The organism is Palleronia pelagia (assembly GCF_900110115.1).
Classification (GTDB): domain Bacteria; phylum Pseudomonadota; class Alphaproteobacteria; order Rhodobacterales; family Rhodobacteraceae; genus Palleronia; species Palleronia pelagia.
Genome location: NZ_FOCM01000009.1, coordinates 37,287 through 57,895 on the forward strand (window position 1 = coordinate 37,287; position 20,609 = coordinate 57,895).

21 protein-coding genes are annotated in these 20,609 nt (G+C 69.9%); 12 read left to right on the forward strand and 9 right to left on the reverse strand.

Annotated features, from left to right (window positions below):
• Positions 1–194 precede the first annotated feature (194 nt).
• Positions 195–1,406 carry an ROK family transcriptional regulator gene (locus BMX96_RS16440; protein WP_091846469.1) on the reverse strand — a complete coding sequence of 404 codons (1,212 nt, stop codon included), beginning with the start codon at positions 1,404–1,406 and terminating at the stop codon, positions 195–197.
• A 203-nt stretch (positions 1,407–1,609) separates the two neighbouring features.
• On the opposite strand from BMX96_RS16440, the gene BMX96_RS16445 reads away from it, so the two are divergent.
• The 4 genes from BMX96_RS16445 to BMX96_RS16460 all read left to right on the forward strand — a co-directional run bounded on the left by BMX96_RS16445 (position 1,610) and on the right by BMX96_RS16460 (position 5,017).
• Positions 1,610–2,632, forward strand: coding sequence for a sugar ABC transporter substrate-binding protein (locus BMX96_RS16445; protein ID WP_091846470.1), 1,023 nt, complete (start codon positions 1,610–1,612; stop codon positions 2,630–2,632).
• Positions 2,633–2,709: 77 nt separating this feature from the next.
• A complete protein-coding gene (locus BMX96_RS16450) occupies positions 2,710–3,777 on the forward strand; it encodes an ABC transporter permease (protein WP_091846471.1) in 1,068 nt (355 codons plus the stop codon).
• On the forward strand, positions 3,774–4,559 hold the full coding sequence (locus BMX96_RS16455; protein ID WP_214606866.1) for an ATP-binding cassette domain-containing protein: 786 nt from the start codon (positions 3,774–3,776) through the stop codon (positions 4,557–4,559). The genes BMX96_RS16450 and BMX96_RS16455 overlap by 4 nt, the downstream gene beginning before the upstream one ends.
• A 74-nt stretch (positions 4,560–4,633) precedes the next feature.
• A complete protein-coding gene (locus tag BMX96_RS16460; RefSeq protein ID WP_091846473.1) occupies positions 4,634–5,017 on the forward strand; it encodes a GFA family protein in 384 nt (127 codons plus the stop codon).
• A 6-nt stretch (positions 5,018–5,023) separates the two neighbouring features.
• On the opposite strand, the gene BMX96_RS16465 is transcribed toward BMX96_RS16460, so the two are convergent.
• Both BMX96_RS16465 and BMX96_RS16470 read right to left on the reverse strand, forming a co-directional pair.
• The gene (locus tag BMX96_RS16465; protein WP_091846474.1) at positions 5,024–5,569 is read right to left on the reverse strand and encodes a GNAT family N-acetyltransferase; all 546 of its coding nucleotides are present in this window, start codon (positions 5,567–5,569) and stop codon (positions 5,024–5,026) included.
• A gap of 17 nt (positions 5,570–5,586) precedes the next feature.
• Positions 5,587–6,024 (reverse strand): EVE domain-containing protein, encoded by a 438-nt coding sequence (locus tag BMX96_RS16470; RefSeq protein ID WP_091846475.1) that lies wholly within the window; start codon positions 6,022–6,024, stop codon positions 5,587–5,589.
• A 74-nt stretch (positions 6,025–6,098) separates the two neighbouring features.
• On the opposite strand from BMX96_RS16470, the gene BMX96_RS16475 reads away from it, so the two are divergent.
• Complete coding sequence (locus BMX96_RS16475; protein ID WP_073127607.1) at positions 6,099–6,404, forward strand: HNH endonuclease family protein; 306 nt, start codon at positions 6,099–6,101, stop codon at positions 6,402–6,404.
• A gap of 573 nt (positions 6,405–6,977) precedes the next feature.
• On the opposite strand, the gene BMX96_RS16480 is transcribed toward BMX96_RS16475, so the two are convergent.
• Positions 6,978–7,586: an enoyl-CoA hydratase/isomerase family protein gene (locus BMX96_RS16480; RefSeq protein ID WP_091846476.1), complete on the reverse strand. Its 609-nt coding sequence runs from the start codon at positions 7,584–7,586 to the stop codon at positions 6,978–6,980.
• Positions 7,583–8,341 (reverse strand): SDR family oxidoreductase, encoded by a 759-nt coding sequence (locus BMX96_RS16485; protein ID WP_407944676.1) that lies wholly within the window; start codon positions 8,339–8,341, stop codon positions 7,583–7,585. Before BMX96_RS16485 ends, BMX96_RS16480 begins: the two co-directional genes overlap by 4 nt.
• Positions 8,342–8,480: 139 nt before the next feature.
• Between BMX96_RS16485 and BMX96_RS16490 the strand changes: the two genes are divergently transcribed.
• The 5 genes from BMX96_RS16490 (at position 8,481) to lpxK (ending at position 14,696) form a co-directional block, all read left to right on the forward strand.
• Positions 8,481–9,941, forward strand: coding sequence for a hypothetical protein (locus tag BMX96_RS16490; protein ID WP_091846477.1), 1,461 nt, complete (start codon positions 8,481–8,483; stop codon positions 9,939–9,941).
• Between the two features lie 76 nt (positions 9,942–10,017).
• A complete protein-coding gene (locus BMX96_RS16495; protein WP_091846478.1) occupies positions 10,018–11,364 on the forward strand; it encodes a TldD/PmbA family protein in 1,347 nt (448 codons plus the stop codon).
• Positions 11,351–12,136, forward strand: coding sequence for a 3'(2'),5'-bisphosphate nucleotidase CysQ (locus tag BMX96_RS16500; protein ID WP_091846479.1), 786 nt, complete (start codon positions 11,351–11,353; stop codon positions 12,134–12,136). The genes BMX96_RS16495 and BMX96_RS16500 overlap by 14 nt, the downstream gene beginning before the upstream one ends.
• Before the next feature lie 404 nt (positions 12,137–12,540).
• Positions 12,541–13,704, forward strand: a complete 1,164-nt coding sequence (locus tag BMX96_RS16505; RefSeq protein ID WP_091846480.1) for a 3-deoxy-D-manno-octulosonic acid transferase — start codon at positions 12,541–12,543, stop codon at positions 13,702–13,704.
• Positions 13,704–14,696: a tetraacyldisaccharide 4'-kinase gene (lpxK, locus tag BMX96_RS16510; protein WP_091846481.1), complete on the forward strand. Its 993-nt coding sequence runs from the start codon at positions 13,704–13,706 to the stop codon at positions 14,694–14,696. Before BMX96_RS16505 ends, lpxK begins: the two co-directional genes overlap by 1 nt.
• On the opposite strand, the gene BMX96_RS16515 is transcribed toward lpxK, so the two are convergent.
• Both BMX96_RS16515 and BMX96_RS16520 read right to left on the reverse strand, forming a co-directional pair.
• Positions 14,693–15,355 (reverse strand): DsbA family protein, encoded by a 663-nt coding sequence (locus BMX96_RS16515; protein ID WP_091846482.1) that lies wholly within the window; start codon positions 15,353–15,355, stop codon positions 14,693–14,695. The genes lpxK and BMX96_RS16515 overlap by 4 nt on opposite strands.
• Positions 15,355–15,885, reverse strand: coding sequence for a DUF721 domain-containing protein (locus BMX96_RS16520; RefSeq protein ID WP_091846483.1), 531 nt, complete (start codon positions 15,883–15,885; stop codon positions 15,355–15,357). The genes BMX96_RS16515 and BMX96_RS16520 overlap by 1 nt, the downstream gene beginning before the upstream one ends.
• An 82-nt stretch (positions 15,886–15,967) precedes the next feature.
• Between BMX96_RS16520 and mutY the strand changes: the two genes are divergently transcribed.
• Together mutY and BMX96_RS16530 are read left to right on the forward strand one after the other, a co-directional pair.
• Positions 15,968–17,020 carry an A/G-specific adenine glycosylase gene (gene mutY, locus BMX96_RS16525; RefSeq protein ID WP_091846484.1) on the forward strand — a complete coding sequence of 351 codons (1,053 nt, stop codon included), beginning with the start codon at positions 15,968–15,970 and terminating at the stop codon, positions 17,018–17,020.
• A gap of 54 nt (positions 17,021–17,074) precedes the next feature.
• A complete protein-coding gene (locus BMX96_RS16530) occupies positions 17,075–18,190 on the forward strand; it encodes an alkane 1-monooxygenase (RefSeq protein WP_236737106.1) in 1,116 nt (371 codons plus the stop codon).
• A gap of 57 nt (positions 18,191–18,247) precedes the next feature.
• On the opposite strand, the gene BMX96_RS16535 is transcribed toward BMX96_RS16530, so the two are convergent.
• The gene (locus tag BMX96_RS16535) at positions 18,248–19,513 is read right to left on the reverse strand and encodes an alpha/beta hydrolase family protein (RefSeq protein ID WP_091846486.1); all 1,266 of its coding nucleotides are present in this window, start codon (positions 19,511–19,513) and stop codon (positions 18,248–18,250) included.
• Positions 19,514–19,569: 56 nt separating this feature from the next.
• Positions 19,570–20,604 carry an NADP-dependent oxidoreductase gene (locus BMX96_RS16540; RefSeq protein WP_091846487.1) on the reverse strand — a complete coding sequence of 345 codons (1,035 nt, stop codon included), beginning with the start codon at positions 20,602–20,604 and terminating at the stop codon, positions 19,570–19,572.
• Between the last annotated feature and the right edge of the window lie 5 nt (positions 20,605–20,609).

Sequence of the window (20,609 nt, forward strand, 5' to 3'; positions counted from 1 at the left end):
CCCCGGTCTGCGGCCGCCTGACCGGGCCGGGCGGGCCGGGCACAGGGATTGCAACGCCAACTCCTCCCGACGTTGCAATCCCAGGCCCCGGCGGATCGGCGCCCCGCGCATCGCGCGCGGCGGATCACACCGGAATCACGTTCGTGATCCCTTGCCCGCGCACATTAGCGAGGCGTTCACAAAGTGCAAATAAATCAGGCAGTGGCGTATGGGAAAGCCGGTGAGAACGGGCTTTGCTGCAGGAAATGCTGGGCTTGCAGCGGTCCGAAGGCCGCCCCCTTGACCCGGGCATTGGGGCCCACCTTGCCCGCGTGGACCTTCGGCACGATCAGGCCGCGCGAATCGAGCTTCGCCAGCTCCGCCGCGACCCGGTCAACCAGCGCGGCGCGCACCGTGCGGGGGAACGCCCCGTCGATCACCACGTGCGGAAAGTCGATGATCGCGCAGGCCGACAGGACGGCCGCCCCGATCTCGGCGCCCGCTCGGTCCACCCAGGCGTCGACCTCGGCGGCGTGCTCGCTCCAGTCATTCAGGTCGCGATAAAGCGCCCTGGGATCCGCGCCCTTGGCCGCGATCTCCTTCTCCAGAAGGAACAGCGATGCCGTGTGCAGCAGCTGGCGGCTCTCGCCGTCGGCCCCCATGCTGGGGATCGAGCCAAGCGCCCCCGCGTTGCCGAAGCTGCCCTCATAGACCGCGCGGTTCAGCACGATGCCGCCGCCGATGAACGTGCCCACGAAGAAATGCACGAAGTCCGACAGGTCGCGCCCCGCGCCGACAGCGTTCTCGGCGTGGCAGGCGGCGGTCGCATCGTTGACGACGTGAACGGGCAGGTGGCTGAAGCGTTCGATCTCAGTCGCGAAGTCCAGGTCGATCCAGGCCTCGAACTCCTTGGCAGGGGCATCCAGCGATTCGCGCCATTCCCAGATCTGGAACGGGGTCGCCACGCCGATCCCGCCGATGCGGTCGATCTGGGCGGGCGCCATGTCTGCCGTCATCTGGGCGATGCAGTCCTTCAGGAAACCGAAGATCCGGTCGGGCAGGGGATAGGGATATTTCAGCCGCTCCTGCGCGCGGATGTTGCCCATCAGGTCGACCAGCGCCACCTCGGAACTGCGCCGCCCGATCTTGAGTCCGAAGGAATACGCGCCGTCGGGGTTCAGGGCGATGGGCACCGACGGCTTGCCCACGCGGCCGCGCATGGGTTCGCCCTTGCGCACCAGCCCTTCCTGTTCCAGCCCGCGCAGGATCACCGAGACCGTCTGGGCCGACAGATTCGCCTGGCGCGCCAGCTCGCTGCCGGGCCGCGGACCCAGCTTCTGGATCATGGTCAACAGCAGCCGTTCGTTGAAATCGCGCAGCCCGCTTTGATTGACGCCGGCGCCCACGTTCAACTTCATGTCCTTCATCGTCCCCACTTTCCCAGAAACTCAACCCTAAAGTGATTGCCCAAAAAACCGACACGCGCAACGGGAACGTCAGGTTAAGTGAATTATTCCGTTGGCGAGCGTCGCGAATTCTGAAAGGTTTGAAAAATTGTGTAAACTTGGTACGGATTGAGCGTTGTTCAAGGTTCGTTACAGGCTTGCATAACACAACCGGGAGGAAAGAGATGAAGAAGATACTTACCGCAACGGCTTTCATGACCGTGGCCGTGTCCGGCGCGGCACAGGCCGCCGAACATGGCGACGTCTCGGCGTGCCTGATCACCAAGACCGACACCAACCCGTTCTTCGTGAAGATGCGCGAAGGGGCACAGGCCAAGGCCGAGGAACTGGGCATCGAGCTCAAGACCTTCGCGGGCCGCATCGACGGCGACACCGAAACCCAGATCGCCGCGATCGAGACCTGCATCGCCGACGGCGCCAGCGGGATCCTGATCACCGCGTCCGACACCGCGGCCATCGTGCCGTCGGTCGAGCAGGCCAAGGAGGCGGGCCTGCTGGTCATCGCGCTCGACACGCCGCTGAATCCCATCGACGCCGCCCACGCCACCTTTGCCACGGACAACTTCCTGGCCGGTGAACTGATCGGCCGCTGGGCCGCCGCGACCATGGGCGACGAGGCCGAGAACGCCAAGATCGCCATGCTGGACCTGGCCATCAGCCAGCCCACCGTGGGCGTCCTGCGCGACCAGGGCTTCCTGACGGGCTTCGGCATCGACATCGGCAACCCCGACGAATGGGGTGACGAGGACGATCCCCGCATCGTCGGCCACGACGTGACCGCCGGCAACGAGGAAGGCGGCCGCACCGCGATGGAGAACCTGCTGGTGCAGGATCCCGACATCAACGTGGTCTACACCATCAACGAACCCGCCGCCGCCGGTGCCTATCAGGCGTTGCAGCAGATGGGCTCGACCGAAGGCGTCATCATCACCTCGGTCGATGGCGGCTGCCCGGGTGTGCAGAACGTGGCCGACGGCGTGATCGGCGCGACCTCGCAGCAGTACCCGCTACGCATGGCGTCGCTGGGGATCGAGGCCATTGCCCAGTACGCAAAGGACGGCACCGTCCCCGAGCCCACCGAAGGCAAGGACTTCTACGACACGGGCGTCGCCCTGGTCACCGACGCGCCGGTGGAAGGGGTCGATTCGATCTCGGTCGAGGAAGGGCTCGAGCTCTGCTGGGGCTGATGTGACACCTGGCTGAAACACATGACGGGCGGCCCGGTCGGGGCCGCCCGTACCGGCATGCCATAGGGGGGAGAGCCATGAGCGACGCCGACAACTACGAGGCAAGCACGCGGGGCGGCAAGTCAGACTCGCAGGCTGAATTCGAGTACGAGGAAAAGGGCCTGCTGGGCCGGATCCACAGTATCCTTCACCATTCGCCTGCGCTGGTGCCGCTGATCGTGCTGGTTCTGGCGGTCATCGTCTTCGGGCTTCTCAACGCGAATTTCTGGCGGGTCTCGACCCTTTCGCTGATCTTCCAGCAGATCGGCATCGTCGGCATCCTGGGGATCGCGCAGTCGCTGGTGATCCTGACCGCCGGCATCGACCTGTCCGTGGGCGCCATGGCGGTGCTCAGCTCGGTCATCATGGGCCAGTTCACCTTCCGCTACGGCATCCCGCCCTCGGCCGCGATCGTCATCGGCCTCGCTGCCGGGACGGCCATGGGCGCGCTGAACGGGGTGCTGGTGGCGAAACTCCGAATACCGCCCTTCATCACAACGCTGGGCACCTGGCAGATCTTCCTCGCCGCGAACTACATCTACTCGGCGAACGAGACGATCCGCAGCCAGGAGCTCGACGCCGAGGCGCCGGTGCTGAAATTCTGGGGCTCGACCTTCGAGGTCTTCGACGCCCGGGTGACCTACGGGGTGGTTCTTCTGCTCGTGCTGGTGGCGATCATGGCCTACGTTCTGCGCCACACCGCCTGGGGCCGACACGTCTATGCCGTGGGCGACGACGAGGAGGCCGCGCAGCTGTCGGGCGTGAACCGCTCGCGCCAGCTGATCCAGGTCTACGCGCTGGCGGGGTTCTTCTGCGCCATCGCCGGCTGGGTCATGATCGGGCGTTTCGGGTCCGTCTCGCCCTCGGCCTCCACCGGGCAGCTCGGCAACATCCAGGCCATCACCGCCGTGGTGATCGGGGGCATCTCGCTCTTCGGCGGACGCGGCACCATCGTGGGCATGTTCCTCGGTGCGCTGATCGTCGGCGCGTTCGAGATGGGTCTGCGCCTGGCCGGGGCCGACGCGCAGTGGACCTACCTGCTGATCGGCGTGCTCATCATCGCCGCCGTGGCCGTGGACCAATGGATCAGAAAGGCATCGGCATGAGCGATCAGGAACCCATCCTCAAGGCACGCAACCTGGTCAAGCGCTATGGCCGGGTCACCGCCATCGACCACGCGGATTTCGACCTCTACCCGGGCGAGATCCTCGCGGTCATCGGCGACAACGGCGCGGGCAAGTCCAGCCTCATCAAGGCCGTGTCGGGGGCCGTGGTCCCCGATTCGGGCGAAATCTGGCTCGAGGGGAAGAAGGTCACCTTCTACAACCCCATCGAGGCGCGCGAGGCGGGGATCGAGACGGTCTACCAGACCCTTGCCATGTCGCCCGCGCTGTCCATCGCCGACAACATGTTCATGGGCCGCGAGATCCGGCGCGAGGGTTTCCTCGGCAAGTATCTCCGGATGCTCGACAAGAAGAAGATGGAGGACTTCGCCCGGCAGAAGCTGAGCGACCTCGGCTTGATGACGATCCAGAACATCAACCAGGCGGTCGAGACGCTCTCGGGCGGCCAGCGGCAGGGCGTCGCCGTGGCCCGCGCCGCGGCCTTCGGCTCCAAGGTCATCATCCTGGACGAGCCGACGGCCGCGCTGGGCGTGAAGGAAAGCCGCCGCGTGCTCGAGCTGATCATGGACGTGAAATCCCGCGGCATCCCGATCATCCTGATCAGCCACAACATGCCCCACGTGTTCGAGGTCGCCGACCGCATCCACGTGCACCGGCTGGGCAAGCGGCTGACGGTCGTGGACCCCAGGAAGTGCACCATGTCCGACGCGGTGGCCTACATGACCGGCGCCAAGGAACCCGACCCGTCACAACAGGCCGCCTGAGCCGCGGTCCGGATTGAAACCTTCGCGCGGGCGGTCCTGCCTGGGGCGGCCCGCGCCGTATCGGGGCCCGCGCCATGGACAGCTACGCCGGCGGATGCCTTTGTGGCGATATCCGGTTCACCGCCACCGGACAGCCCGACCGCGTCGGGCTCTGCCACTGCCTCGACTGCCGCAAGCACCACGGCGCCGTCTTCTACGCCGCCGCCATCTTCCCGCTTGACCGTGTTCGCGTTACCGGCGCGCCCGCCAGCTACCAGGGCCGCGCGTTCTGCCCGCGCTGCGGCGCGTCGGTCTTCGCCGAGTCCGGGAACGAGATCGAGTTGCACCTGGGCGCCATGGACGCGCCCGACCTCTTTCGCCCGGATTACGAACTCTGGTGCGACCGGCGCGAGTCGTGGCTTCCGCCGATCCCCGGCATCGCCTCGCACCCCCGGAACCGCGCTGACGAGGCCGACTGATCCCGGCTACCAGATGTCGGGCCGGTCGAAGGCGGGCACGGTCTTCAGCGGACCCGACATCGGCCGCACCGCGCCACCATCCAGCGCCTGCCCGATCCATCCCACCGGCTGGCTCAGCGGATGGGGCGGCGGCACGGCGTCGGGGTCCAGCGCGGCGAACCCCAGCCGTCCGTAGAAGGAGGGGTCACCGTAGGTGACGACCGTGTCGGCGCCGTCCTGCCGCAGACGCTCCAGCCCGAAGGCGATCAGCCCGCTGCCCACGCCCTGGCCCTGCGCGTCGGTCGCCACGGCCACGGGCGACAGCAGGAACACGCTGCGCCCCGATTCGGCCGGGTGCATCCGCGTGAACAGGATCACCGCCCGCCGCGCGCCGTCCGAGAGGGCCGAACACACCTTCAGGTCCGACGCGGGCGTGGTGGCGATAATGCTGCGCGCCAGGTCGGACACGATCCGCGCCTCGTCCGAATCCGCCGCGTCACGGAAACTCGCCTCGACCAGCGCCACCAGCGCGTCGACCCGCTCGGGCCGCGCGCCCTCGTCCAGGTGCTCCATGGTGCTGTCCCCGTTCGCTACAACTTGCGGCCATCTACGCCCATGGCCCGCGCGATGGCCAGCATGTCGTCCTTTGTCACCTCGAACAGCGAGCGGTGGAAATGCACCCCCCAATGCGACCGGTCGGTAACGAACGAGAACGCGTCCAGCAGGTCGTAGATGTCGGCATCATGGTCGTGGTGATAGGTCGCCCGGCGCGACATGGCTTGCCCGCCATCGCTGACCGGGCGGCTTTCGGGCGTGTCGTCGTCGATCCGCGCCATGGCGACGAAGCGGCGCACGGGCGTGTCGCGGTCCATGGTCTCGGCGGGCGCGTAGCTGGCCACCCAGTCGCCCCGCGCCGGGCGCGCGGCCGCGCTGTCGCGGCCCGGCCCGAAGACCACCAGCGCCGACTCCACCGCGGCGTCCAGGTGGTCCTTCGACGCCACCGAGATCCAGTATTGCCTTTCGGTCATGCCGACCCAAGCCCCGGTCGCCGCGCCCGGTTCCCGCGCTTGATCCCGGGGGCCGCCGCCGCAAGTCCAAGTCCATGAGCGATCCCATCTGCCCTCTCTGCGGGCGCCCGATCCCGCCCGACGTGCCGCAAAGCGCGCACCACCTGGTCCCCAAGCTGCGCGGCGGCAAGGGCGGGCCCACGGTGCTGCTGCACCAGATCTGCCACAACGAGATCCACGCCACGCTCTCCGAAGCCGAGCTCGCCCGCAACTTCGCCAGCATCGAGGCGCTGCGCGCTCATCCCCGGATCGAACGGTTCATCGCCTGGGTGTCGAAGCGCCCGCCCGGCTTCCGCTCGAAGACGCCGGGCGGCCGGCGGGCGGGGCGCAACCGGCGGTAAGGGGGCGGCCCGCGTCGGGTGGTCCTTCGATCAAGCCCGGGGCGGATGCGGCCCACTTCGCTGCTGCCCGCGGCCGGGCGCGGCCCTTTGCACCGATCTTAAATCCTTCGGTCTGGTGAACCCTCGCTCGGACCTCCTGCGCGGTGAAGACCGGCTTGACCGCTGACCATGGGCCGCGGCCCGATCTCGCCAACCTATGCCACCAGGGGACCCGCCCGGCGGCCACGCCGGGCAGCGCCCGACCGCCCCCATGGGCGGGCGCTTCGCTTCCGCCCGCGGCCGGGCGCGGCCCTTTGCGCTAAATTCATACCTTTAGGGCTGGCGATCCCTTCCTTGGACCTCCCGCGCGGGGAAGACCGGCTGGACGGCTGACCATGGGTCACGACCCGATCTCGCCGACCTTTGCCAGCAGAAGACCCGCCCGGCGGCCACGCCGGGCAGCGCCCGACCGCCCCCCTGGGCGGGCGCTTCGCTCCCGCCCGCGGCCGGGCGCGGCCCTCCGGGCTAACGGCAAAACTCGGGAAGGGGGCCGACCGGGTCAGGCTCGCGCCGGAACGCGCAGTCAGTCTTCCCTCACCCGAGCATGGCCTTGATCGCCGCCGCGTGGCCCTCCCGCGCCGCCATCGCGTCGGCCGACAGCGCATCGACCTCGGCCCCCAGATCCTCGGCGATCCGGTCCACCAGCCCCATGGCCAGCGCCTCGTCCGCCGTGACCCGCGCGCCGCCCATGAGGATCAGCTTGGCGCGCGCCGGCCCCACCAGCGCGCGCAGACGCCCGGGGTCCGAGGGCTGCGGCAGGAACCCCAGCTTCATCACCGGGTAGAAGAACCGTGCGCCGGGCACCGCGACGCGCAGGTCGCAGGCCAGCATCATCCCCATGGCGCCGCCCGCGCACGGACCGTTCAGCGCCGCGATGCTGAGACCGGGGAAGGCGGCGATGGCGCCCGACGCGCGTTCCCACGCGGCCGATGTCGCCAGCCCCGCGCGCGCGGCCTCCAGGTCGGCGCCCGCGCTGAACACGCCCCCCGCGCCGGTGATCACCAGCACCGGGGCGTCCGCCGTCCCGGCGGCGCGGGCCACGGCGTCCAGCATCTCCTCGGTCAGGGCGTTGGCCTTGCCCGGCCGGTCCAGCGTGATCGTCACGCGGCCCGCGGCGTGCGTCACGCGCACGTGGTCGCTCATCCGGTCAGGCCGACGCGGGCGCGGATCCCTTCGTCACGCAGCGAGATCTCCTCGCCCAGGAAGTCGTCGCCCTCGGGGCCAGCCATCCAGACCAGCGCCTTGGCGGGCCATTCGGGGGGGATGTGCTCGGACCAGTCCAGCTGGCTGACCGGGTTGACGCCCGACGCCTTGATCTCGCGCTGCATGTCGGTGGCCACGGTGCCGGGCGACAGGCCCATGACGCGCACGCCGCTCTCGCGGGCCTCCTTGTCGGCGCAGCGTGTCAGCATCGCCGCGCCGGCCTTGGACGCACAGTAATGCGACCACCCCTCGACCGGGCCATGCGCCGCGCCGGACGAGATCGTGATGATCGTCCCGCCGCCCGCCGAGATCATGGTGGGCATCGCAGCGCGCATCCCGTTGAAGACCCCCTTGAGATTGATGTCGATGACTTGCCCCCAAGCTTCGGGGTCGGCCTGCGACAGGTGCGAGATCGGCTCGATCACGCCCGCGTTGTTGATCAGCACGTCCAGCTGCCCGAAGGTCCCCACGCAGGCATCCACGGCGGCGCGCATTTCCCAGTAGCGGCTGATGTCGCAGGGGATCGCCAGCGCGTTGTCGGCCCCCAGTTCGCCCGCGATGGCGCCGATCTCGTCGCCGGAACGCGCCAGAAGGGCCACCTTGGCGCCCTCGGCCACGAATTCCCGCGCCGCCGCCGCGCCGATGCCGCGGCTGGCCCCCGTCACCATCACGACCTTGCCGTCCATCTTGCCCATCACCGTGCTCCTTCGACCTTGCCTCTGCGCGCGTCGCGCCTCGGGTCAAAGGCTAGGGCACGCGGCCCGGCCCGTCCAACGGGAACGCGATCCCTCCGCCGGATCGCCGCGGCGACAGCCGCACCACGCGACCCCGCGCTTGACCGCGCGCCGCGCCGCGCCCATCGTGGACCACGCCCTGCAGCCTATCCGAAAGTCCGCCATGTTTTCCACGCGCGCCCTTCTGCCCGCCGCCTGCCTGATCCTGCCCCACGCCGCCCTCGCCCAGGTCACCGCCGACGAGATCTGGGCGGCCTGGCAGGATGGCGGCCCGGGCGTGACCACCACGGCCAAGGTCGACCGCGACGGCTCGGACCTGTCGCTCGCGGACCTTTCGGTCGAGATCGCGGATGACGACGGCGGCCGGACGGTCTTGGCCATCGACCGGGTCGAGATGACGGACCGGTCCGATGGTACGGTGGCGATCCGGGTGCCCGGATCGGCCACGATTTCGCGGGACGACATGCCCGATGTCGCGGTGATCCTCGATCTCGAGACGACCGAGGTCACGGTCAGCCGCGCGGACGGGACGCTGAGCTACGACGCGCTGTCGCCCACGCTGCCGCTCCGGGTCGAGGGGCCGGAGCTGCCCGCCCCGATCGAGGCGCTGGTCAACGGCGCCGAGACCACGCTCGAGCTCGCGCCCGACGCGCTGACCGTGTCCAGCCGGTCCGAAGGCGTCGGCGTCACCGGCCTTTTCCCGGGCGACTCGGGGACCGTCAATTTCCAGCTGGTCACCGGCCCGTCCGAAGGAACCACGCGCGCCGAAACCGTGGCCGGGCTGTTCGCCAGCGGCGGAGAAAGCGGCGCCGGAGCGTTCGAGGCCGAGCAGTCCACGCAGGATATCCTGGTGCGGCTGACCGGCGGGCTGGGCGGCGGTGCCGAAGCGGTCGAGCTGGCGATCGCCGAAACCTCGATCGCCACGCGCTCCGCGCCGGCGCGGCAGGGCACCGAGGGCACGCTCGGCGGCGTGGAGCTGTCCGCTGCCCTGGCCCCGGGCGCGCCGGTCCAGGTGCTGGGCACGCTCGACCGTCTCGAATGGTCGGGCACGATCCCCGGGGTGGCAGCCGAGGATGAACAGACCGAGCTTGGCCTGTCGCTGTCGGTCGACGCACTGGCCCCGTCCGAGACGGCCTGGGAGACGTTCGATCCCTCCGGGTTTCTCGCCCGCACGCCGCTGAACCTGACCGCCGAGATCAGCGGCACGGGTCAGCTGGTGCATCCGGGACTGCCGGTGCCCCTGGCCTACGAGCTGTCCGAACTGACGCTCGAGACGCTGAGCCTGTCGGCGCTGGGCGCAAGCATCACCGGCGGCGGCAGCGTCACCGCGCCGCTGGACCCCCCGGCGCGCAGCGGGCAGCTCAGCTTCATCGGCACCGGCCTGCTGGAGCTGATCGGCGACCTGGGCCAGACCGGCCTGCTGCCGCCGGGCCAGGACGTGGGCGCGCGCATGGGGCTGATGTTCCTCACCGAACCCGAGCCCGACGGCGAGGGCCTGCGCAGCGACGTGACCTTCGGCCCCGACGGCGCGATCTCGGTCAACGGCACCCGCCTGCGCTGACCGGGCGCGGGCGGCGGTCTTGCGGCAGGGCGCCGGGCGGGCTACCTGCGGTGGATCCCGACGCAAAGGACCGACGATGCCCGCTCCGCTCGACCAGCTGACCGCCCGCCTGCTCGACGCCGCCCTGAAGGCCGGGGCCGAAGCCGCCGATGCCATCGCGGTGCGCGAGGCGTCCATCGGCATCGACGTGCGCGGCGGCGCGCTGGAACAGGCCGAACGCTCGGAGGGCACCGATATCGGGCTGCGCGTGCTGATCGGGCGGCGGCAGTCCTGCGTGTCGGCCTCGGACCTGACCGACGCCACCATCGCCGAGATGGCCGAACGTGCGGTCACCATGGCCCGCCTCGCGCCCGAGGATCCGGGCGCGGGCCTGGCCGACCCCTCGCAGCTTGCCACCGACTGGGACGCCGCCGCGCTCGACCTTGTCGACCCGGCGGACGAGCCCGCCCCCGCCGCGCTTCAGGACGCCGCGCTGGCGCTCGAATCCGGGGCCGCCTCCATCGACGGGGTGACGCAGGTGCAATCGGCCTCGGCCGGGCACGGCTGGGCCGAGATCCACCTGGCCGCCACCAACGGCTTCTCGGGCGGATACCGCCGCAGCTCGACCTCGTATTCCGCCGTCGCCATCAGCGGCGATGGCACGGGGATGGAGCGGGACTACAACGGCGAATCCCGCGTCTACGCGGCCGACCTGCCCGACCCGCACGGCATCGGCGTCATCGCGGGCGAACGGGCCGTAGCGCTCCAGGGCGCGCGGCGCGCCAAGACGGGCGCCTACCCGGTGATCTTCGATGAACGGATCGCGTCGTCGCTGATCGGCAACCTCGTCATGGCCATCAACGGCACCGCCATCGCGCGCGGCTCAAGCTGGGCGCGCGACCTGCTGGGCCAGCAGATCCTGCCCAGGGGCATCGACCTGGTCGAGGATCCGTTCCGCCCCCGCGTGTCGGGGTCGCGTCCCTTCGACGGCGAGGGCCTGCCGCGCCAGCGTCGCGCCATCGTCGAGGATGGCATCCTCACCGGCTGGACGCTGGACCTGGCCACGGGCCGCAAGCTGGGGCTGCCCAGCACCGGCAACGCCGCGCGCGGCACCGGCGCCCCGCCGCAGCCGTCGGTCACCAACCTCGCGCTGACGCAGGGCACCCAGTCCCGGGCGGACCTGATGGCCGAGATCGGCACAGGCCTGCTCGTCACCTCGATGATCGGCTCGACCATCAACCCCAACACCGGCGATTACAGCCGGGGGGCGTCGGGCTTCTGGGTCGAAGGGGGCGAGATCGCCTACCCGGTGAACGAGATCACGCTGGCGGGCAACCTGCGCGACATGCTGCCCCGGATCCGGCCCGCGAACGACGCGCGCACGCATCTCAGCCGGGTGGTGCCGTCGCTTCTGGTCGAAGGCCTGACACTTGCCGGCGACTGACCTCGACCTTCTGCTGGCGGCCGCGCGCGACGCGGGCGAGATCGCCATGTCGCACTGGCGGGAAGACCCCGAGACCGAGACCAAGTCCGACGGCACGCCCGTGTCCGAGGCCGATATCGAGGTCGACACCGACCTGCGCCGCACCCTGACCGCCGCGCGCCCCGGCTACGGCTGGCTCAGCGAGGAAACCCCAGACGACGCTGCGCGGCTGGAGCGCGAGCGCTGTTTCATCGTCGATCCCATCGACGGCACCCGCGCGTATCTGTCGGGGCAGGAGAACTGGGCGCTCAGCCTCGCCGTGGCCAGCGGCGGCACGGTTACCGACGCGGTGATCCACATGCCGGCCAAGGGCCTGACCTACGTGGCGGGGCAGGGACAGGGCGCACGCCTGATCGTCGCGGGCGACGCGAATTCCGCGCTGTCGGTCACCGCCACGGCGGGGGCCGAGGGCGCGCGGCTGATCACGTCCAAGGGCACCTATGCCGACCGCCACTGGCGCGACGGCGTGCCGGGGTTCTCGAAGCATTTCCGCCCCTCGATGGCCTATCGGCTGGCGGTGGTGGCGCAAGGCCGGTTCGACGCGATGATCACCCTGCGCGACGCGTGGGAATGGGACATCGCCGCCGGCGTGCTGATCGCGGCCGAGGCCGGGGCCACGGTCACCGACCGCCGCGGGGCCGCGCTGCGGTTCAACTCGCCCGGGCGGCAGACCGACGGCGTCCTGGCCGCGAACCCGGCGCTGCACGGCGAGATCCTGTCGCGGCTGGCCTAGGGTCGTGGGCCATCGGATGCGCGATCCCCGGACGGCGCGAACGTCGGGCAGCCCGAGCCTTCGGTCAGCCAGCCGTCACGCATGACGGCCCGCGATAAGCGCTTTGAGGAAATCGCCGATCGGACGTGCACCATATGTCCGACCCACTGTGCACGGGAGGTGCACAAAGGGCATCGGGACGCCGACCCCGTCTGCACGGCCCGTGCCGAACGGCGCACGGTTGCGGCACGCGTGGCGCACGGGCGGGGGACGGTTGCGGCACCGGCGGTGCACACGGGCGGGACACCGGGCGGTCACTTGACCCGGCGGGCCGCTGGCGTACCCTCGCGCCCCAACCGCAGGAGCCCGCCCATGGATCAGCGCCCCCCGACCCGCATCGCCGCCCGGCCGCGCTGAACCGGCCCATGGCGTTCTCGCTTTCCCTCCTGCGCCATCGCCTGGCCGTCCGCCGCGCCACGCCCGCGCCGCTCGCCCCGACGCCCGATTCTGGCCAGCGGCCCGAAGGTCCTCTGCTTTGGGCGCAATTCTGCGACGGCGGCCCGCGCCCCGGCGTGACACTGGTGATCGACGCCCTGTCGCGCCGCTTCCCCGAGCTCAACATCCTCGTCACCGGCGACCAGGAGCCGTGGCGCCCCGACCTCGTGCTTGGCTCGCAACCCGTCGACACGCGCGGCGGCGCGCTGGCCTTTCTCAATCACTGGGATCCTGATATTGCTTTATTTTCCGGACCCGACCCATGGCCCATCACGTGGGAGGAATGTCACTTCCGCGGGATCGCGCAAGTGGCCATCGACGCCGATCCGGGACGCCACGCCATCGCATTGGTGCGGCCGCTGGATCACTTCGTTCTGGTGCATGCCACCCGCGACGATCCCCGGCTGTCGGACGTGGTGCGCCCACTCGGGCCACTGGCGACCACGCCCGTGCCACCGCCGGTCATCGCCAGTGATCTCGACGACATGACCCGGCTGCTGGCGTCGCGGCCTGTGTGGCTTTCGGCCGCCACGCCCCCGGCCGAGGTCGACGCCGTGCTCGCCGCCCATCGCGCGGCCGCGCAGCTGTCGCACCGGCTGTTGCTGATCCTCGAGCTTGCCGATCCCGTGGCGGGCCTGGCCCTCGCGGATCGCCTGCAAAACATGGGGATGCGTGTCGCCCTGCGGTCGGTCGGCGACGAACCCGCCCCCGACTGCCAGGTGCTGATCGCCGACGACCCGGGCGAGATCGGGCTCTGGGCGCGGCTCGCCTCGATCACCTACATGGGCGGCACGCTCAGCGGCGGCGGTGATTGCGACCCGGCTATTCCCGCGGCGCTGGGGTCGGTCGTGATCCACGGCCCCATGGGCGGCGACTACCAGCGCACGCTGTCGGCGCTGGACCAGGCGCAGGCGGCGCAGATCGTCCTGAGATCGGACGCGCTGGGCCAGGCGGTCGAACAGATGCTGGTGCCCGACCGTGCCGCCGCCTTCGCCCACCGCGCCTGGGACGTCCTGACGCGCGGGGCCGAGGCGTCCCACACGGTGCTGGCCGCGCTGGATCGCGCCGTGCGCGCCCTGAAGGAGCCCGCCTGATGCGTCCGCCCGCCTTCTGGAACCGCCCGCCCGACAGCCCCGGCTGGCAGGCCCGGGTGCTGGCGCCGCTGGGCGCGCTCTACGCCAGCGCCACCGCGCGCCGGGTGGCCCGCCCCGGTGCGCGCGTCGAGGCGCCGGTGATCTGCATCGGCAACATCAACGCGGGCGGCACCGGCAAGACACCCACGGTCATCCATGTCGTGCAGCGGCTTCAGTCCATGGGGCGGGCGCCGCATGTCGTCTCGCGCGGCTACGGCGGACGGCAGCGCGAGACGTTGCGCGTGGATCCCGCCATTCACGACGCCGCCGCCGTGGGGGACGAGCCGCTGCTGCTGTCGGCCTTCTGCCCGGTCTGGGTGGGCCGCGACCGCGCCGCCGCCGCCCGCGCGGCGGTTTCCGCGGGCGCCGACGTGGTGGTGATGGATGACGGGCTGCAGAACCCGGGTCTGGACAAGGACCTGTCCATTGTCGTGGTGGACGCCGCCACCGGCTTCGGCAACGGCCGTGTCCTGCCCGCGGGCCCCCTGCGTGAGCCGGTGGCCGCCGGGCTCGCCCGCGCCGACCTGGTGCTGGCCATCGGCGACGAAGACGCGCAGCGGGACTTCGCCCTTCGGTGGGGGCAGGGCGTGGATTTGCCGGTGGTCGCCGCGCGGCTGGCCCCGTTGCCGACAGGCATGCCATGGCAGGGGTTGCGCGCCCTTGCCTTCGCCGGGATCGGCCGGCCGCAGAAATTCTTCGATACGCTGCGGGGGCTCGGCGCCGAGTTGATCCACGCCGAGCCGCTGGAGGATCATCAGGCCTTGTCGCCCGCGCTGATGGCCCGGCTGGAACGCGACGCGCGCGAGATGAACGCCCAGCTGGTCACGACCGAGAAGGACGCCGTGCGCCTGCCGCAAAGCTTTCGCACCAAGGTTCTGACCCTGCCGGTGCGGCTCGAGATCGCCGCGCCGGAACCGTTCGATACGGCCCTGGCGCGGCTGTTCGAGGCTTAGTCGGCCAGCTTCTCGTCCAGGATCGCCGAGAAGTCGGCGTAGTTCATGTTCGAGTAGTTCTCGCCGTCGATCACGAAGCTCGGCGTCGCGCGGATATTGTCCGCGGCGGCGTTCTGCTCGTAGGTGGCGACCAGGGCCTGGGCCTTGGCGGCGTCGTTCAGGCAGGCGTCCAGCTGATCATCGCCGAGTCCGGCCGTCTCGCCGATCTGGCGCAGGTTCTGCGCGATCTGCGCGGGCTCGCCCTGGGCCCATTCGCTCTGCCGTTCGTAGATCAGGTCGGCGATCCCGAAATAGCGATCGGGCCCGGCACAGCGGGCCACCATCCCGGCCCACAGGCCGTAGCGGTCGAAATAGACCTCGCGGTAGATGAAGTTGATCTTGCCCGGGTCGATGTAGTTTTCCTTCAGGTCGTCGAAGACGTTGTCGTGGAAGGTGCGGCAATGGGGGCAGGTGAAGGACGCGTACTCGATGACGGTCACGTCGGCGTCGGGGTTGCCCATCGACATTTCCTGCACCAGCGACAGATCGGCCTCGCTGCTTTCCTGGGCCTCGACCTGGAAGGACGTGGCGCCGGGCGCGCCGCCGGGGGTGGTCGAGAAATACCAAGCGCCGGCGCCCAGTACGGCGGCGGCTGCGATGGCGGGGACGATCTTGTTCATTATTTGGGTCCTTTCGGGGTAGGTGTCGTGTCCAGCACGTGGCTGCCCAACCGTTCCAGCGCGGCGCGCAGGCCCGGATCGGTCACGTCGGACGTGCTGGCGCGGGCCGCGGTGACGGCCTGCGGTGTGGGTTGACGTGGCGCCTGCTTCGGCGCCGGGGTGAATTCAACCGCGCCGTCGGAAAATCCGGTGGGCGCGGTCTGGGTGATGCGGATGCGGCTGATGGCGTTGTAGCCGTAGCAGGCATTGACCCGCTCGCGCAGCTTGTCCTTCTGCATTTCCAGCATCGGGGCCTGCGCGCCGGTGGTCAGCACGGTCAGGGTCGCGCCCATGCTGCCGCGACCGTAGCGCACGTTGACGGGCCGCGCGATCGCGGCGATGTCGGGGCCGGCGATTTCGGGCCAGTGGGTCAGCAGGCGGCTGACGGCAAAGCCCCGGCTTTCGCCCACGCGGCGGATCTGCTGCTCGAGCAGGGTCGAGGCGCGCTGCGCGCTGCGACGGTAGGGTCGCCGATGGGGTGTCGTTGCCATATGCCGTATCTATGGGCGGGGCCGGATTCGGACCAGCCGGGAATGCGTTGGGAGAGCATAAAACTTGCGTGACGACAGCGCCATGAACCTCAGTACCGAGCTTTTGGACTGGTACGACCGCCACGCGCGGACCATGCCGTGGCGCGTGTCGCCCGCCGATCGCGCCCGTGGTGTACGCCCCGACCCCTACGCGGTGTGGCTGAGCGAGATCATGCTGCAGCAGACCACCGTGGCGGCGGTGCGGGATTACTTCCTCAAGTTCACGCGGATCTGGCCCAAGGTGACCGACCTCGCGGCGGCCGAGGATGCCGATGTCATGGCCGCCTGGGCGGGGCTGGGATACTACGCCCGCGCCCGGAACCTGCTGAAATGTGCCCGCGTCGTCGCGTCCGAGCATGCCGGGCGGTTTCCTGACACCTACGAAGCGCTTCTGAAACTTCCGGGGATCGGCCCATACACCGCTGCTGCCGTGTCGGCGATCGCCTTCGACCGGTCGTCGGTCGTGGTGGATGGCAATGTCGAACGGGTGATAGCCCGGCTCCATGCCGTCGAGACGCCCTTGCCCGATGCCAAGCCCGAGCTGACCGCGCTGGCCGCGGACCTGACGCCAGAAGCGCGGCCCGGGGATTACGCGCAGGCGGTGATGGACCTCGGCGCGACGATCTGCACGCCGCGCAGCCCGGCCTGCGGAATCTGCCCGTGGTCGGGCCCGTGCCGCGCGCGGGCGATGGGCCTCCAGTCGGAGCTGCCGCGCAAGCGACCCAAGGCCGCCAGGCCGGTGCGCCAGGGCGTTGCCTACCTCGCGCGGCGGCGCGACGGGGCGTGGCTCTTGGAAACGCGGCCCGAGAAGGGGCTGCTGGGCGGCATGCTGGGCTGGCCGGGCAGCGATTGGGCCGAAGCGGTGCCGGACCACGCGCCACCCCTGGCCGCCGACTGGACCGACCCGGGCGCCGAGGTGCGCCATACCTTCACCCACTTCCACCTGTCGCTGTCGCTCCGCGTCGCTCAGGTCGGTGACGTCACGCCCGACCGCGGCCGTTTCGTCCCGCGCGACAGCTTCCGCCCGGCCGACCTGCCCACGGTGATGCGCAAAGCCTACGATCTGGCTGCCGCGACACTGCCGCCGATTGAGTGACGGCGCGGGCGGGGGCATATTGCGCGCAAGCTGTTCCCCGCACGGATGTCCGAGATGTCGCGAGTAACCAAGGCACTGCCCTTCTGGCTGTCGGTGGCGCTGATCCCCATCGCGGTGTTCATCACCGTCGAGGGCGGATGGTGGGTCCTGCTCATGCCCGCCGTCACCTGGTACCTGTTCTCGATCATCGACAGCTTTGCCGGCCTGAACGAGGCGAACGAGGACCCCGAGACCCCGGATGCGCAACTGTTCTGGTACCGGCTGATCACGCTGATCTGGTTCCCGCTGCAATTCATCCTGATCTTCGGCGCGATCTACCTCGTCACCCGCGACCCCACACTGAGCGGGTGGGAGAAGTTCGGCATCTTCTTCGGGCTCGGCATCGTGTCCGGGACCGTCGGCATCAACTACAGTCACGAGCTGATGCACCAGCGCTCGCGGCTGGAGCGTTGGATGGCGGACCTGCTGCTGGCGATGGTGTTCTACTCGCATTTCCGGTCCGAGCACCTGCTGGTCCATCACCGTTATGTCGGCACGCCGCGCGACCCGGTCTCGGCCCGCTACAACGAGGGCTTTCACCGCTACTATCCGCGCGTCTTGTGGCAGTGCTTCCGCTCTGCCTTCCGCGCCGAGGCGGCCATGCAGGCCCGGCGGGGCCGCCCGTGGTGGGACGCGCGCAACCCCTTCTGGCGCTACTGGGCGCTTCAGGCCGGGTTCGCGTCGCTGGCGCTGCTGCTGGGCGGGTTCGAGGGGGTTCTGTGGCTGCTGGTGCAGGCGGGCGTGGCGATCTGGCAGCTGGAGCTCGTGAACTACGTCGAGCACTACGGGCTGACGCGGAAACACCTGGGCGGCGGGAAATACGAGCACGTGCAGCCGCGCCATTCGTGGAACGCGGCGCAGCGGGCGTCGAACTGGCTGCTCATCAACCTGCAACGCCACTCGGACCACCATTTCAAGCCCGACCGGCCCTATCCGCTGCTTCAGAACTATTCGGCGGACGAGGCGCCGCAGCTGCCGGCGGGCTACCCGGTGATGACGATGGTGGCGATGATCCCGCCCCTGTGGCGGAGGATGATGAACCCGCGGGTGCGGGCGTGGCGGCGGCAGAACTATCCCGAGATCGAGGATTGGAGCGCCTATAACAAGGCCGCCACGCCGATGCCGCGCTAGGCGGCGTCCCGCACAAGATCCGAAGATGATGTGCGGAAGACTATCTTGGATAGTCCCTTACTCGGCGTCGCGCGTTTCGAACCGCAGGCCCACCGCCGTGCGCTCGGGGAAGCCTTCCCAGTAGGTGTGGTCGTCCTGTTCGGTCCCGTCGTCGTTCACCGACCAGACGCCGTCCGACGCGTTCTCGACCAGGTCGAGGTAGTCCGCCTTGGCGCTGTCGCCCTTCAGGTGCAGGTCCATGAAGGCCGTCGCGAAATGTTGGGCGATGTTGTTCATGCGGCGATTGTCCCAGACCGCGTCGCCGTAGTGGCTGAAGATGCCCAGGTCGGGATCCATCGCCTCGGGGGGCGCGGGCATGGGCGCGGCGGCGTTGTGGTTCGCGTCCTCGAAGGTCAGCAGGTGACGGCGGGTGCCGGTGGTCTCTTCGAAGATCGTGCGCATGTCGTCGTAGACCGATACGTCGTCGACGCTCCCCGCCATGATCATCAGCGGCAGGTCGATCTGCGACAGGCCCTCGGCGCTCCAGAAATCGCGGTTGCGCCCCCAGGGGCCGATGGCGATCACGGCCTTCAGCCGCTCGTCGGACAGGCTTTCGTGCCGGTCTGCACCAACTTGCAGCTCTTCCAGCAGGCCACCCGGTGGGGCGTAGGCCAGGTCCAGCGGCGCGGCGTCCAGACCCGCGCCTGCGAAGATCAGCGCCCCGTAGCCGCCCATGGAATATCCGATCAGCCCGGCGGTGTCGCCGTCGATGATCGCGCCGAGCTCACCCTCCAGCCCTGCCATCTGGTCCAGCACGAAGGCCTGGTCCTGCGGGCGGTTGTAGAGGGTCGAGCCGAACGCGGCCATGTCGGAATAGGTGCTGTCGGTGTGGTCGATCGACGCCGTGACATATCCCTTGGACGCCAGGTTCTCGCCCAGGTGGCTCATGAGGAAGCGGTTGCCGGGATAGCCATGCGAGATCAGGACCAGGGGGAAGGTCTCGCCACTGGCCGGCGCAGCGTCGCGGGCCGCGCGGCCCGTGAGGGTGGTCGTCGTTTCGCCGTCGCGCAGCGTGGCCTCGTAGGTGCCGCCGGGCTCGGTCCCTTCGGCGGCGGGGTACCATATCTCGACGGTCAGGTCGCGGTCATAGGTCGGCTGCGCGTCCTCGGTCGCGTTCAGCACGTCGACCACGCCCTCGCGCGTGAAGGTCATGGTGCGCACGCCGATCACTCGGTCGCCGAAGGCGGCAAGGGCGGGCGCGTCGGGGCGGACCACGTCGATCGGGTGGTCCGCCCACGCCGGAAGGGCCGCGACGGCGGCGGTAAATGTCAGTTTTTTCAGCATTTTGTCCTCCTGTCGCCGCAGCATGGGACGCGCGGCGACAGGATACAACCCGAGGTTTAGGGGTCGGCGCCGACCCGCACCAGCGTCTTGCCGAAATTGCCGCCCTTCAGCATGTCGAGGAAGGCCTTGGGCGCGTATTCCAGCCCCTCGGTCACGCTCTCGCGGTAGCTCACGCGGCCATCGGCGACCATCGGTGCGACCTCGTCCAGGAAGTCGGGGAAGCGGTGCCAGTGGTCGAAGATGATGAACCCGCGCGCGGTCAGCTTGCGGGTCAGCATGTTGCGCCACAGCACCGGGCCCATCGGCCCCTGGTCCAGGTTCTGACCGCCGTACCACGCGACCATGCCGCAGATGGCGATGCGGCCGAAATCGTTCATGTTCTGGATGGCCCCGGCCAGAGTCTTGCCGCCGACATTCTCGAAATAGCCGTCCACGCCGTCCGGCGCGACCTTGGCGATGGCCTCGGCCATGGCGCGGCCATCGGCGTGGGCATGGTGGTCGATGCAGGCGTCGTAGCCCAGCTCGGACGTGGCGAAGTCGCATTTCTCGGGGCCGCCGGCGACGCCGACGACGCGGCAGCCCTTGGCCTTGGCAACCTGTCCCGCGACCGTGCCCACGGCGCCCGTGGCGGCCGAGATCAGCAAGGTCTGGCCCGATTGCGCCTCGAGGATGTCGTTGACGCCGACCCAGGCCGTCAGGCCCGGCATGCCCAGCACACCCAGCGCCGCCTGCACGGGCGCGCGGGACGGGTCCAGCTTGCGCAGCTCGTCGCCGGGCATCACCGCGTGGCTGGTCCAGCCGGTCATGCCCGTGGCGATGTCACCGGGGGCGAAGTCGGGGTGATTGGACGCCGTCACCTCGCCCACGGTCTGGCCGGTCATCACCTCGCCAAGGCTGACCGGCTTGGCGTAGCTTTTCGCGTCGTCCATGCGGCCGCGCATGTAGGGGTCCAGCGACAGCCAGATGGTGCGCAGCGCGACCTCGCCGTCGCCGGGGGCGGGCGGGTCGAACGCCTCGTGCCGCAGGTCGTCCAGCGTCGCCTCACCCTGGGGACGGGCGGCCAAAACGACTCGATGTGCCTGATCGGTCATGCTCG